Below are 15,165 nucleotides of genomic sequence, written 5' to 3' on the forward strand. Positions count from 1 at the left end.
TCCTAAAATACGGTGAGTGTCAAACGTCTTATCGAACATTTCACTTCGTAAAATGAATGATTATACATTCAAAACTAGATAGTAAGTATTGTTTCACAAGCATCACCTTATGAACTAAATTGATTAAGTCTTCGATCGATTAGTATTCGTCAGCTCCACGTATCGCTACGCTTCCACCTCGAACCTATTAACCTCATCATCTTTGAGGGATCTTATAACCGAAGTTGGGAAATCTCATCTTGAGGGGGGCTTCATGCTTAGATGCTTTCAGCACTTATCCCGTCCATACATAGCTACCCAGCTATGCCGTTGGCACGACAACTGGTACACCAGAGGTATGTCCATCCCGGTCCTCTCGTACTAAGGACAGCGCCTCTCAAATTTCCTACGCCCACGACGGATAGGGACCGAACTGTCTCACGACGTTCTGAACCCAGCTCGCGTACCGCTTTAATGGGCGAACAGCCCAACCCTTGGGACCGACTACAGCCCCAGGATGCGATGAGCCGACATCGAGGTGCCAAACCTCCCCGTCGATGTGAACTCTTGGGGGAGATAAGCCTGTTATCCCCGGGGTAGCTTTTATCCGTTGAGCGATGGCCCTTCCATGCGGAACCACCGGATCACTAAGTCCGTCTTTCGACCCTGCTCGACTTGTAGGTCTCGCAGTCAAGCTCCCTTATGCCTTTACACTCTATGAATGATTTCCAACCATTCTGAGGGAACCTTTGAGCGCCTCCGTTACACTTTAGGAGGCGACCGCCCCAGTCAAACTGCCCGCCTGACACTGTCTCCCAACTCGATAAGAGTTGCGGGTTAGAAATCCAATACAATTAGGGTAGTATCCCACCAATGCCTCCACGTAAGCTAGCGCTCACGTTTCTAAGGCTCCTACCTATCCTGTACAAACTGTACCGAATTTCAATATCAGGCTACAGTAAAGCTCCACGGGGTCTTTCCGTCCTGTCGCGGGTAACCGGCATCTTCACCGGTACTATGATTTCACCGAGTCTCTCGTTGAGACAGTGCCCAAATCGTTACGCCTTTCGTGCGGGTCGGAACTTACCCGACAAGGAATTTCGCTACCTTAGGACCGTTATAGTTACGGCCGCCGTTTACTGGGGCTTCGATTCGTAGCTTCGCTAATGCTAACCACTCCTCTTAACCTTCCAGCACCGGGCAGGCGTCAGCCCCTATACGTCACCTTACGGTTTAGCAGAGACCTGTGTTTTTGATAAACAGTCGCTTGGGCCTATTCACTGCGGCTCTTCGAAGCGTGAACCTCAAAGAGCACCCCTTCTCCCGAAGTTACGGGGTCATTTTGCCGAGTTCCTTAACGAGAGTTCGCTCGCTCACCTTAGAATTCTCATCTTGACTACCTGTGTCGGTTTGCGGTACGGGCACCAATCTTCTAGCTAGAGGCTTTTCTCGGCAGTGTGAAATCAACGACTCGAGGAAAACATGTTTCCTCTCCCCATCACAGCTTGACCTTAATGAGTGCCGGATTTGCCTAACACTCAGTCTTACTGCTTGGACGTGCACTCCAACAGCACGCTTCGCCTATCCTACTGCGTCCCCCCATCGCTTAAAACGAATCATGGTGGTACAGGAATATCAACCTGTTATCCATCGCCTACGCCTGTCGGCCTCAGCTTAGGACCCGACTAACCCAGAGCGGACGAGCCTTCCTCTGGAAACCTTAGTCAATCGGTGGACGGGATTCTCACCCGTCTTTCGCTACTCACACCGGCATTCTCACTTCTAAGCGCTCCACATGTCCTTGCGATCATGCTTCAACGCCCTTAGAACGCTCTCCTACCATTGTCCTAAAGGACAATCCACAGCTTCGGTAATATGTTTAGCCCCGGTACATTTTCGGCGCAGTGTCACTCGACTAGTGAGCTATTACGCACTCTTTAAATGATGGCTGCTTCTAAGCCAACATCCTAGTTGTCTGGGCAACGCCACATCCTTTTCCACTTAACATATATTTTGGGACCTTAGCTGGTGGTCTGGGCTGTTTCCCTTTCGAACACGGACCTTATCACCCATGTTCTGACTCCCAAGTTAAATTATTTGGCATTCGGAGTTTGTCTGAATTCGGTAACCCGAGAGGGGCCCCTCGTCCAAACAGTGCTCTACCTCCAATAATCATCACTTGAGGCTAGCCCTAAAGCTATTTCGGAGAGAACCAGCTATCTCCAAGTTCGATTGGAATTTCTCCGCTACCCTCAGTTCATCCGCTCACTTTTCAACGTAAGTCGGTTCGGTCCTCCATTCAGTGTTACCTGAACTTCAACCTGACCAAGGGTAGATCACCTGGTTTCGGGTCTACGACCAAATACTCATTCGCCCTATTCAGACTCGCTTTCGCTACGGCTCCACATTTTCTGCTTAACCTTGCATCAGATCGTAACTCGCCGGTTCATTCTACAAAAGGCACGCCATCACCCATTAACGGGCTCTGACTACTTGTAAGCACACGGTTTCAAGTTCTCTTTCACTCCCCTTCCGGGGTACTTTTCACCTTTCCCTCACGGTACTGGTTCACTATCGGTCACTAGAGAGTATTTAGCCTTGGGAGATGGTCCTCCCAGATTCCGACGGAATTTCACGTGCTCCGCCGTACTCAGGATCCACTCAGGAGGGAAGATGTTTTCGACTACAGGATTTTTACCTTCTCTGATTAACCTTTCCAGGTTATTCGTCTAACATATTCCTTTGTAACTCCGTACAGAGTGTCCTACAACCCCAACAAGCAAGCTTGTTGGTTTGGGCTCTTCCCGTTTCGCTCGCCGCTACTCAGGGAATCGATTTTTCTTTCTCTTCCTCCGGGTACTAAGATGTTTCAGTTCTCCGGGTCTACCTTCTCACATGCTATGTATTCACATGCGGATAACACGACATAACTCATGCTGGGTTCCCCCATTCGGAAATCTCTGGATCACAGCTTACTTACAGCTCCCCAAAGCATATCGTCGTTAGTAACGTCCTTCATCGGCTTCTAGTGCCAAGGCATCCACCGTGCGCCCTTAATAACTTAATCTTTTGATGTTTTGGCAATTGTTTACATTCGGCTTTCGAATTGAACAATAACCAACATCCACCAGTTATTAATTATTGTGAGTCGTCTGTCGACGACTAGCGATAATTTTTGTTTCAAGCTTTTCGCTTGTCACTCGGTTTTGCTTGGTAAAATCTATACTTACTTATCTAGTTTTCAATGTACAATGTTGAATCCTCAAAATGAGCATTCAAAACTGAATACAATATGTCTCCGTTATCCCTTATCGCTTAAAAGCGATATTCCGTATATTATCCTTAGAAAGGAGGTGATCCAGCCGCACCTTCCGATACGGCTACCTTGTTACGACTTCACCCCAATCATTTGTCCCACCTTCGACGGCTAGCTCCAAATGGTTACTCCACCGGCTTCGGGTGTTACAAACTCTCGTGGTGTGACGGGCGGTGTGTACAAGACCCGGGAACGTATTCACCGTAGCATGCTGATCTACGATTACTAGCGATTCCAGCTTCATGTAGTCGAGTTGCAGACTACAATCCGAACTGAGAACAACTTTATGGGATTTGCTTGACCTCGCGGTTTCGCTGCCCTTTGTATTGTCCATTGTAGCACGTGTGTAGCCCAAATCATAAGGGGCATGATGATTTGACGTCATCCCCACCTTCCTCCGGTTTGTCACCGGCAGTCAACTTAGAGTGCCCAACTTAATGATGGCAACTAAGCTCAAGGGTTGCGCTCGTTGCGGGACTTAACCCAACATCTCACGACACGAGCTGACGACAACCATGCACCACCTGTCATTTTGTCCTCCGAAGAGGAAAACTCTATCTCTAGAGTGGTCAAAAGATGTCAAGATTTGGTAAGGTTCTTCGCGTTGCTTCGAATTAAACCACATGCTCCACCGCTTGTGCGGGTCCCCGTCAATTCCTTTGAGTTTCAGTCTTGCGACCGTACTCCCCAGGCGGAGTGCTTAATGCGTTAGCTGCAGCACTAAGGGGCGGAAACCCCCTAACACTTAGCACTCATCGTTTACGGCGTGGACTACCAGGGTATCTAATCCTGTTTGATCCCCACGCTTTCGCACATCAGCGTCAGTTACAGACCAGAAAGCCGCCTTCGCCACTGGTGTTCCTCCATATCTCTGCGCATTTCACCGCTACACATGGAATTCCACTTTCCTCTTCTGCACTCAAGTTTTCCAGTTTCCAATGACCCTCCACGGTTGAGCCGTGGGCTTTCACATCAGACTTAAAAAACCGCCTACGCGCGCTTTACGCCCAATAATTCCGGATAACGCTTGCCACCTACGTATTACCGCGGCTGCTGGCACGTAGTTAGCCGTGGCTTTCTGGTTAGGTACCGTCAAGATGTGCACAGTTACTTACACATTTGTTCTTCCCTAACAACAGAGCTTTACGATCCGAAGACCTTCATCACTCACGCGGCGTTGCTCCGTCAGGCTTTCGCCCATTGCGGAAGATTCCCTACTGCTGCCTCCCGTAGGAGTCTGGACCGTGTCTCAGTTCCAGTGTGGCCGATCACCCTCTCAGGTCGGCTACGTATCGTTGCCTTGGTGAGCCGTTACCTCACCAACTAGCTAATACGGCGCGGGTCCATCTATAAGTGACAGCAAGACCGTCTTTCACTATCGAACCATGCGGTTCGATATGTTATCCGGCATTAGCCCCGGTTTCCCGGAGTTATTCCAGTCTTATAGGTAGGTTACCCACGTGTTACTCACCCGTCCGCCGCTAACGTCAAAGGAGCAAGCTCCTCGTCAGTTCGCTCGACTTGCATGTATTAGGCACGCCGCCAGCGTTCATCCTGAGCCAGGATCAAACTCTCCATAAAAGAAGTAAGCTTGATATAGCTCGTTGATTGGTTGAGCCAATCACTCTTGAAAGTACGTTACGTACTCAAAATTATTGGAATTAACGTTGACATATTGTCATTCAGTTTTCAATGTTCATGCGTCGTTTTCTTTTGACTCGACAAGAATTGATTATACACACTTTCGACTCTCAAGTCAACAACTTTTTAAAATTATTTTTTTAAGTTGTTTTGCAAGCACCTCAGTGCCGCTCAACAAGATATAACTATACAGCCATTTTGCCACAAACACAACACTAAAAATTACACTCTATAACTCCTTTTGAAAACAAAACACCTTTTTTACATAAACTTTTAAAAGGAAACTGAGATTGCCGACCTTATAGACTACAATCTCAGTGCCTTTATTTTATCTCTACATCTCTGTTCTTCCAGATATTGCTTTAGATAAAGTCACTTCGTCTGCATATTCTAAATCGCCACCGACTGAAAGTCCTTGTGCTAATCGTGTCACACGTACCCCTAGTGGCTTCACCAGTCTCGAAATATACATTGAAGTCGATTCTCCTTCTAAATTAGGATTCATCGCTAATATTAATTCTTGGACTTCTTCATCTTTTAAACGTTCGATAAGCCCAGGGATGTTGATATCTTCTGGACCAATCCCGTCCATCGGAGAAATCGTACCATGTAAAACATGATATAACCCTTTGTATTCTTTCATTTTTTCCATCGCAATCACATCTTTATCATCTTCTACAACACAAATAATTGAGCGATCACGTTGTTTGTCTTCACATATATAACATGGATCTTGCTCTGTAATGTGGCCGCATGTACTGCAATAGGTCAGTTCACGTTTAACGTCAACGAGTGCTTTGGCAAATTGAACGACGTCATCTTCTTTCATATCTAATACATGAAAAGCCAGACGTTGCGCCGTTTTCGGGCCAATGCCTGGCAGTTTCATGAAACTGTCAATCAGTTTAGAAATAGGTGCTGGATAATGCATCTTACATCATTCCTGGGATGTTAAGCCCTTTAGTATGTTTACCTAAACGTTCAGCTGTTAAGTCGTCCGCTTTAGACATTGCTTCATTTGTTGCAGCTAATACAAGGTCTTGTAACATTTCTACATCTTCAGGGTCTACCACTTCTTCATTAATTTGAACGTCGACCACTTCTTTATGACCAGATACGATTACTTTCACCATACCGCCACCCGCAGTACCTTCGACTTTTTCTTCTTTTAATTTTTCTTGCTCATCTGCCATTTTCTTTTGCATTTTTTGCATTTGTTTCATCATTTGTTGCATATTTCCGCCACCGCGCATAGTAATTTCCTCCTCGATAATTCCTTATTCAGACATTTAACGTCTTTTAATAGTGAGGGGGGCTCCCTCTAAGATTCGTTTACAATTATACATACCTTTATGGCGATTGTCATGTTTCGTCTTCGATAATATGAACGGTTTCTTCACCGAACAAATCTTTCGCCTTTTGAACCACATTGTCTTGTTGAGGTTGCGTGGTTGTTGCCGATTTTGAGTGCCCTTGTTTACGTTGGTCAATATAATCACTACGCACTTGCATCCATTTATCCGCAGGCACGCCCACAACTTCTACAGATTTATTAATAATGTCTCGAACGACATTTTCAACGCTCGCTTTCTTTTCATTATCTTTCTTTAAAATTTCACAGTGGATTTCTTCTTCAAATTTCACCAGTACTTTGTCTTCGCTCGCTGCTACAGGTTCTGAATTTTGTAGTAAGCTCACTAAAGATTTTTGGTCACGATCCTTAGCATATTGAATCACATCTGCCCAACGTTCTTTAATTCGTGCAATATCCTCTTTATTCGCTTTATCTAATACTTTTGCAATTTGTTCAACAGAATACGTCGCATGGCCACCTCGTCGCATAGACGGTTTTGGCTTAGAAGGGGCACTCGGTGCAGTCACGCCTTGACTTTTTAATGTACGAAGTTCTGATTCGAGGGCTTCCATCCGTCTCATCATAGCATCGTTTGTTTCAGACGGTGCGTGATTAACGACGACTTCTCCTGTTTGTGACACTTCTTTTACCATTTCAGAAAGTTTCACGAGCAATACTTCGAAATGAACATTTTGGTTAACGCTAAAACGAATAGAAACAAGGGTGTCATTTATGATATCTATCATCTTATAGAGTACTTCTAAATCAAATGCTACGAGCGCATCAAACGTGGGCGTCTCCCCTGTCGTTTTAACCATAATCGTATCACGCACAAAATAAATCATATCGTTAATTAAACGATTCACTTCTTTACCTTCGCTGACAAATCTGTGATAACGTTCAAAAGCTGCGTGAACATCCCCCTGTACGACATCATTAAATAACGCATTTAAATCTGATTCATCTAAACTCCCTGTGACGTCCAATGCATCTTTTAAAGTCAACCGTTCATCTCCAAAGGCAATCGCTTGGTCCATAATACTTAAAGCATCCCGCATGCCGCCTTCAGACACTTTGGCAATGAAAGCGAGCGCTTCTTCGTCATAAGCAATATTTTGAGATTCCGCAACATAACGTAATCGTTCTATAATATGATTTGTATTGATGGCTTTAAAATCAAAACGTTGCGCACGTGAAATAATCGTTGGCGGTATTTTATGCGGCTCCGTGGTTGCCAAAATAAAAATCGCATGGGCAGGGGGTTCTTCTAATGTTTTCAACAATGCATTGAACGCACCTGTTGTAAGCATATGTACCTCATCAATAATGTAAACTTTATACTTAGACTGACTCGGTGCATATTTAACTTTATCCCGTATATTTCGGATTTCATCTACACCATTGTTACTTGCAGCATCGATTTCAATAACGTCTGAATTGGTCCCCTGTGTAATCCCCACACAACTGGCACATTCATTACAGGGTTCTCCATCTGAACGTGTTTCACAATTCATCGCTTTTGCAAATATTTTGGCAATACTCGTTTTTCCTGTGCCTCTTGGGCCACTAAAAATATAGGCATGGGATTGTTTGTTTTTCGCAATCGCATTTTTTAATGTTTTTGTGACATGCGTTTGACCGACGACGTCTTCAAAACTTTGCGGTCGATACATCCGGTACAATGCTTGGTAATTCACTTTGGCACCTCCGATTTTACAATAGTCTCATTATAGCATGTTCACTCTAAAAAGTATGTGCATGCTCAATCAAAAAAGGGTGCTGAATAAATGACCTCTCCATGAGGCGGATTTTCTAATGTATCCCATAAAAATTTCACTCTCACATAACTCTCCGGCACTTCGAAGGAAGTTTTAATCCCATGCTCTGAAGCTAACTCGTACCCTAAAACTTTATAATAATCCGGATGCCCAAGCACGACAATTGTTGTATATTCTAGCTCTTGTGCTCGCTCTTCTAAGGCATGAATGAGCGCTTTACCAATCCCTTTTTGACGATAAGGCTTTTTCACTGCAACCGGAGCCAAAGCTAATGCATCAAAAGTTTCCTCGTGACTTTTGATTTGGATAGGGGAACATAGCGCATGACCAATAATTTCTCCCACTTCATCTTTCGCTATCACTTCAAGTTCATAGTGATACCCAGGTTCAAGACGCAATTTTCGAACCAACGCTTGCTCTTGATGATCTGACTCAGGCATCTCTTTAAAAGCCTCACGAATCATATTAAGAGAAGGCTCATAATCATTTTCAGTTAACGTGCTAATATAAATCGACATCTCATCCCTCCTTATTTCTATACGTACAATATCCTATACATATTATAACAAAGTTTAGACAAACCTCATCTGTTTCTCACTGGCTCAGACATCACAGAATACAATAAAGGGGTTGAAACATAAATTGTCTCAACCCTCATCATCTATTTATATAGTTAATATCATTTCCTTTAAAAAAACCGCGCACCTTTGTGTTGTATGTGCATCACAAACGTTACCAAAGTCGATAGCTAAATCTCGGCTACCCCACGGCACATATGAGAATCCACTTAATGCTGCTTCCGTCAGGACCTGACATGGTTCATGGGTTCATATTGCATGGGACCGAAATCTTCAAACACCTCGTGCTTTGGGCAGACTTCACAAATACACATCCGCGACAAAGGAATTCAGCCTCGCATAAAGCGGTTTTCGAGAACAGGGAACCGCTACCTCCCCGCTTAGCACGGTAAAATTAATATTACTATATCCTATAAGGCAAATGCAAGTCCTAACTCATTCTATCTTTGACAATCCTTTGAACAAGCGACAAATAGACATCTTTAAATTTTATGCCGTCTTGAAAAATCTATAAACTTAAACTCCGTCGCAATATGTTTAGAGACGTTATATTGAAATTTCGTTGTATCTTTCAAATGAACAATCCCACGAACGGTCGCCGTATATTCTGGTGACATTGTGCCAAATGCTTCACGTTCGGCATCTCCAAAGGGTTCGAAAGTAATCGACTTACTTGAAAAACTAATTTCAAAGCCTTTTTCATTCTCAATGTAATCATAGAGAGAGTTTTGAACGACCTTCTCAGTTAAATCCGGGAACAATTCAAAGAGCACATAATCTTCATCTATGATTTTGGTCACGCCTTCTACTTGGCGATAGCGCACAAAATGCCACAAAGGCGTATCTAAAGCTATGCGAAGGGCTTCTTTCACGTGTGGCACTTCACTAGCTTGTACCTTTTCAAACGTATGGACAACGGTTTGATGTTGTAAGTGCAAAGCGCTCTTAACTTCTTTAAAGCTCATTAAGTCCGCAAATGGAAACTCTGTGACCCCTTGATAGATCACAACAGATCCTTTACCTCGAATTTTTTGAATCATCCCGTCCGCAACAAGCATATTCAAACTTTTACGGACTGTTTCACGTGACACGTTGTAATTTTCTACCAGTTGATGTTCAGAGGGGAGTTGATCACCATAATGATAGTTCCCCTCTAAGATGTCGTGTCGCATTTGCTCGTATATGAGTTTGAATTTGTTTTGTTTCATGTTCAGTTCCGCCTTTTATTCTTTTTCTTTTGCGACGACAATCGCTCCGTAAGGTCCAATTTCATGCTTATCCACTTTACCATTTTCAATCACAGGTCGCCCTTCAATATTCAATGTCTCGGGTAAAGTCACCGTATCTTTTGTCATGTTAGCCACAATCGTCCATATCTCCCCGTGATAGTGTCGTTCATACACAAAAAGTGAAGGGTGATCCATCAACCGCGGTATAATATCTCCATACGTGATAATATCATATTCATGACGCAATCGTATCAATTCCCGGTAAGTGTGAAAAATAGAATTTTTATCTGCGATGGCGTCTTCAGCATTAATCGTCGTATAATTATGCGCGACTTCTATCCAAGGCGTTCCAGTTGTAAAACCTGCATGTGACGTCTTATCCCACTGCATCGGTGTTCGAGAGTTATCACGCGATTTTTGACCAAGAATAGTTAAAATTTCAGCTTCTGTATAACCTTTTTCTTGCATCATTTCATAGGCATTTAAGGATTCCACATCGCGGTATTGCCCAATGGAAGTAAAATGAGGATCTGTCATGCCGATTTCTTCCCCTTGGTAAATGTAAGGTGTCCCTTGAAGCATATGCAACACGATCGCAAGGGTTTTCGCACTTGTTTGTCTGAGCGCTTCATTTTCATCACTTCCAAATCGTGATACGACCCGAGGTTGATCATGGTTACACCAAAATATCGCATTCCATCCTCCGCCATCGTATATTCCGCGTTGCCAATCCATTAATATAGATTTCAACTGTTGTAAATCAAATTTTTGATTGGACCACTTTTCACCGTCTTTGTAGTCTACTTTTAAATGATGAAAATTAAACACACTGCTCAATTCTTGTCGGTCTTCACGTGTGTATTGAATACAATGCTCGAGCGTAGTAGACGACATTTCCCCCACCGTCATCATCTCTTTATCACCGAATGTGTTGCGATTAAGTTCATGTAAAAACTCATGGACACGAGGCCCATCAGTATAAAACTCTTTCCCTATCGCTTCTGAATTTTTAAATTCTCCTTTAGAAATGAGATTAATCACATCAAAACGAAATCCATCAACACCTAAAGCTATCCAATGATTCACAATTTTATACACTTCATCACGCACGCGAGGGTTGTCCCAGTTCAAATCCGCTTGAGTGACATCAAAAAGATGTAAGTAATATTCATCTGAAGCCTCATCGTATTCCCATGCATTGCCTCCGAATTTGGATTCCCAATTGGTTGGCGGACCGTCTTCGCTCGGTTTGAAGAAATAAAAATCACGATAAGGACTCGCCTTTGACGTTAAGGCTTCTTGAAACCATTGATGCTCTGTCGACGTATGATTGACCACGATATCAAGCATAATTTTAAGATTTCTCGCATGCGCTTCTTGAATGAGCGTTTTTAAATCCTCCTCATTCCCAAAACGTTCGTTAATTTTGAAATAGTCGCGTATATCATAACCATTGTCATTCATTGGCGAATCATAAATAGGCGTTAACCATAAATAATCCACCCCTAAATAAGCTAAGTAATCTAACTTTTCAATGATACCTTGTAAATCCCCTTCACCGCTTCCGGTAGTATCATTAAATGATTTCACATAAATTTGATACACGACAGACTTTTTCCAATCTTGTTGTGACAATTCAATCCCACCTTAATTAAATCGTTTCATCGACCATTTTTTTCGCTTTTTCACGACTAAATCTTGAGAAAATAATCGTTAATATAAAAGGCACAATCATTGAAACGAGTGTTCCAATAATATACACGCCCCAAAATTGTTGTTTAATAGAAAGGATCGCTGGTACACCACCAACACCAACATTACCAATCACGCCCGCTGCACCGATAAATGCACCTACAAACATTGAAGTCACAATCGCAGCAATGAATGGATATTTCAGCGGTAAGTTGACACCAAACATCGCCGGTTCAGTGACCCCTAAAAAGCCAGAAACACCTGAAGTGATGGCTAAACTTTGTTCTTTTTCTAATTTACGTTTTTTATAAATGTACCATGCCCCAAAAGCTGCAGAACCTTGGGCAATATTTGACATTGCGACAATTGGCCATAAATACGTTCCGCCTACGCTACTACCCATTAATTGGAAGTCGACAGCTAAAAACATATGATGTAATCCTGTAATCACAAGTGGCGCATAGAGTAAACCATAAATAGCACCGCCAAGCCATCCCGCATTTTGGAATAAGAACGTCACCGCACCAGTGATGCCTTTACCTACGATTAATGCAAGAGGTCCAATAATCAGAAATGCTAAAAAGCCCGTTACTAATAACGCAATCGGCCCAACGACTAACAATTTCACAGAGTCATGAACGACTTTATTTAACGCTTTTTCTATTTTCGCAAGGACATATGCCGCAAGTAATACAGGTAAAACTTGTCCTTGATAATTTAACTGTTCGATTTTCAAACCGAAAATATGCCAAGCTGGAATTTTATCTACCTTTCCAATGTCATATTGTGATAATAATTGTGGATGCATAAGCACGAGCCCAAGAACTAAACCAAGTACTGGATTTCCACCAAAGACACGCATTGCACTCCAACCAACAAGGGCGGGTAAGAAAATAAATGCCGTTGTGGCTATCACATTAATAATATTCGCAAAATCTGCAATTTGAGGCACACGCTCGACAATCGATGGTGATTGATTGATGAGGGGCATCGTTAATACGTTGTTAATCCCTAGTAATAAACCGGCCGTCACAATGGCAGGCAAAATCGGAATAAAAATATCTCCTAGTAATTTAATGAGCCGCTGTAAAGGATTCCCTTTCTTCGCAGCCATGGCTTTCGCTTCATCTTTCGACGCTTCTGATGTTCCTGTTTCGTTGACTAACACTTTGTAAGCTTCATCAACAGTTCCCGGTCCAATCACAATTTGGTATTGATTGTCTGCTTTAAACTGTCCTTTTACAAGCGGGTTTTCCGCCAATTTTTCTTTATCCACTTTTGTATCATCATCTAAAACTAAACGTAAACGCGTCACACAATGTGTTGCTGTTTGGAGGTTTTCTTTTCCTCCTATGGCATCGATAATATCGCGCACATCTGACTTTTTCACAGCCATCCCATTCACTCCCTCATATTTGACTTGTCTATACAGATTATAATTTGTATAGACAAGTTTTGTAAAGGCTTTCATGAATGTTTGGTCAAATGTCCATAAATAACTTATAGAAAATGGTGACCTTCTGCTTTTTCATTTTGGAGACGCTAGTAGACACCCTTTCTTCCATATAATGAAGAAATATATCAATACGGCTAATAAAACGCATATATACACCAAATCTCTTAAGTAAAGCATTAAAAAACAAACTATCATTCGCTTTCAAACGCGCACAATAGTTTGCTTCTTTTTCATCAATATTTTACTTTTGTTGTCGATAAGTGATATAGAAGACCATCCAAGCGCTAATTAATGAGATGAGTGAAAGTGTCGGTGTAAGCACTTCTCCTTGAAAATAGAGCCACGGGACGGTCACGATACTGAGAAGGGTAAATATAATCATCACGCCGATTAAAACTTTGAATGACATCAAACTATCCGCTCCTTATCCACGGGGTTACTTTATGATAACGTAAAAAAGCCAAATGTTTAATCATGTTAAACATTTGGCTTTTATATCTATTAGTCTTGGATTTTACTTATAATGGCGGAGGAAGAGGGATTCGAACCCCCGCGGGCCGTTAAGCCCCTGTCGGTTTTCAAGACCGATCCCTTCAGCCGGACTTGGGTATTCCTCCGTGTTACGAGCACAATAAATATAATATTATAGCCCGCACACAATGTCAATAAAAATTTTACAAAAATTAAACAAAAGTTTTAGCACTTAAGTGTGAATGTACGGAAGCTGCGACTTCACGCCCTTCTTTGATGGCCCAGACTACGAGACTTTGACCTCTACGTGCATCCCCAGCTGCGAAATATTTAGGCTGATTTGTTTTGTAATCTGACGTATCTGCCATAATTTTTTGACGGTTCACTTTTAAATTTAATGCTTGTGTTAGTTGAGACGTTACACCTTCAAAGCCAATCGCAAGCAATACCAAATCTGCAGGAATTAAAATCTCTCGATCATCTCCTACAAGTGAACCGTCCGCTTGATCGCGTTGGACTTGTGCATAAATGCCACGTACTTGAAACATCTCATCTACATCGAACCGCATCGTTTGAATTCCGTATGCTCTGGGTTCTACACCAAAGACGGCTTCATATTCTTGGTGGGCATAATCCTTTTTCAAAATCGGTTCAGGAAATGGCCAATGCTCATTCATCTCAAAACTTTCTGGTTTTTTTGCTTTACGGTTAAATTGTACAACGGATTTACATCCATCACGCAGTGCTGTTGCCACACAATCTGCTCCTGTGTCTCCGTCGCCAATCACGACTACATTTTTTCCTTTGGCAGAAATCGTTTGTTTTGTAGTTTCGCCCATCAAAAGTTGTGTTTGTTCTGTTAAATAATCCATCGCAAAATGAATCCCTTGACCCATTCGTCCTTCTAGCGGAAGATCCCGAGGTTTTTCAGCACCTGTGCAGACGACGATGGCATCATATGTGTCATCGAGTTCTGCTTTAGTCATTTCTTTACCGATTTCAACATTACAGTGAAAACGCACGCCCGCTTCTTCCATTAATTTCACGCGACGTAAAACGGTCTTTTTATCTAATTTCATGTTCGGGATGCCATAAGTTAATAATCCTCCGGGTTGCGCTTGTTTTTCAAATACATCTACCGTATAACCAAGGACATTCAGTTCTTCTGCTGCAGCGAGCCCGGCTGGACCACTCCCAATAACAGCGACTTTTTGGTTGAAACGCACTTTTGGTCGCCGTGGCTTTACCCACCCCTTGTCAAAGGCTTCATCAATAATCGTACGTTCAATGCCTTTAATCGCCACTGATTCGCGATTAATTTTCATTACACAAGACGCTTCACAAGGGGCAGGACAGACATACCCCGTGAAGTCTGGAAAGTTATTCGTCTCTGAAAGCCGTTCATAAGCAGTTTTAAAATCCCCACGATAGACCAAATCATTCCATTCCGGGATATAGTTGCCTAAGGGACACCCTAAAGTTTCACGTTCGATTTGGACCCCTGTTTGACAAAACGGCGTCCCACAATCCATACAGCGTGCGCCTTGTTGCGCTGCGTCTTCATTAGTAAATCGAGATTGGTAGGGGTCAAAATTTGAAATGCGGTCTTTCAAAGGTAACTCATCAAGTTTTTGTTTTGAATATTTCATAAACCCTTTAAATTCACCCATG

General features: G+C 42.8%; 9 protein-coding genes, 1 tRNA gene, 2 rRNA genes and 1 other RNA gene. All 13 read right to left on the minus strand.

Features of this window, described 5'->3' with window-relative positions; translation table 11 throughout:
* Positions 1-119: 119 nt before the first annotated feature.
* The 13 genes from PYW36_RS10560 to PYW36_RS10620 all read right to left on the minus strand — a co-directional run bounded on the left by PYW36_RS10560 (position 120) and on the right by PYW36_RS10620 (position 15,164).
* A 23S ribosomal RNA gene (locus tag PYW36_RS10560) occupies positions 120-3,046 on the minus strand.
* A 279-nt stretch (positions 3,047-3,325) separates the two neighbouring features.
* A 16S ribosomal RNA gene (locus PYW36_RS10565) occupies positions 3,326-4,876 on the minus strand.
* Together the 16S and 23S rRNA genes form the textbook arrangement of a ribosomal RNA operon.
* 394 nt (positions 4,877-5,270) lie before the next feature.
* Positions 5,271-5,867 carry a recombination mediator RecR gene (recR, locus tag PYW36_RS10570; RefSeq protein ID WP_103158693.1) on the minus strand — a complete coding sequence of 199 codons (597 nt, stop codon included), beginning with the start codon at positions 5,865-5,867 and terminating at the stop codon, positions 5,271-5,273.
* 1 nt (position 5,868) lies between these two features.
* Positions 5,869-6,189, minus strand: coding sequence for a YbaB/EbfC family nucleoid-associated protein (locus PYW36_RS10575; protein WP_037564914.1), 321 nt, complete (start codon positions 6,187-6,189; stop codon positions 5,869-5,871).
* A 109-nt stretch (positions 6,190-6,298) separates the two neighbouring features.
* Entirely contained in the window at positions 6,299-7,987 is a 1,689-nt protein-coding gene (gene dnaX, locus PYW36_RS10580) for a DNA polymerase III subunit gamma/tau (RefSeq protein ID WP_103158694.1), read from the minus strand.
* Positions 7,988-8,052: 65 nt separating this feature from the next.
* Positions 8,053-8,586: a GNAT family N-acetyltransferase gene (locus PYW36_RS10585; RefSeq protein WP_103158695.1), complete on the minus strand. Its 534-nt coding sequence runs from the start codon at positions 8,584-8,586 to the stop codon at positions 8,053-8,055.
* 179 nt (positions 8,587-8,765) lie between these two features.
* Positions 8,766-9,035, minus strand: an RNA gene (ffs, locus tag PYW36_RS10590) — signal recognition particle sRNA large type.
* A 93-nt stretch (positions 9,036-9,128) separates the two neighbouring features.
* On the minus strand, positions 9,129-9,854 hold the full coding sequence (treR, locus tag PYW36_RS10595; protein WP_103158696.1) for a trehalose operon repressor: 726 nt from the start codon (positions 9,852-9,854) through the stop codon (positions 9,129-9,131).
* A 15-nt stretch (positions 9,855-9,869) separates the two neighbouring features.
* Entirely contained in the window at positions 9,870-11,510 is a 1,641-nt protein-coding gene (locus PYW36_RS10600) for an alpha,alpha-phosphotrehalase (RefSeq protein WP_103158697.1), read from the minus strand.
* 16 nt (positions 11,511-11,526) lie between these two features.
* Positions 11,527-12,963, minus strand: a complete 1,437-nt coding sequence (gene treP / locus PYW36_RS10605) for a PTS system trehalose-specific EIIBC component (RefSeq protein ID WP_103158698.1) — start codon at positions 12,961-12,963, stop codon at positions 11,527-11,529.
* A gap of 301 nt (positions 12,964-13,264) precedes the next feature.
* Positions 13,265-13,432, minus strand: a complete 168-nt coding sequence (locus tag PYW36_RS10610; protein ID WP_157946084.1) for a hypothetical protein — start codon at positions 13,430-13,432, stop codon at positions 13,265-13,267.
* A gap of 115 nt (positions 13,433-13,547) precedes the next feature.
* A tRNA-Ser gene (locus tag PYW36_RS10615) sits at positions 13,548-13,640 on the minus strand.
* Positions 13,641-13,706: 66 nt separating this feature from the next.
* Positions 13,707-15,164: a glutamate synthase subunit beta gene (locus tag PYW36_RS10620; protein WP_103158699.1), complete on the minus strand. Its 1,458-nt coding sequence runs from the start codon at positions 15,162-15,164 to the stop codon at positions 13,707-13,709.
* Position 15,165: the final 1 nt, after the last annotated feature.

This window comes from Staphylococcus chromogenes (assembly GCF_029024625.1).
Taxonomy (GTDB): Bacteria; Bacillota; Bacilli; order Staphylococcales; family Staphylococcaceae; genus Staphylococcus; species Staphylococcus chromogenes.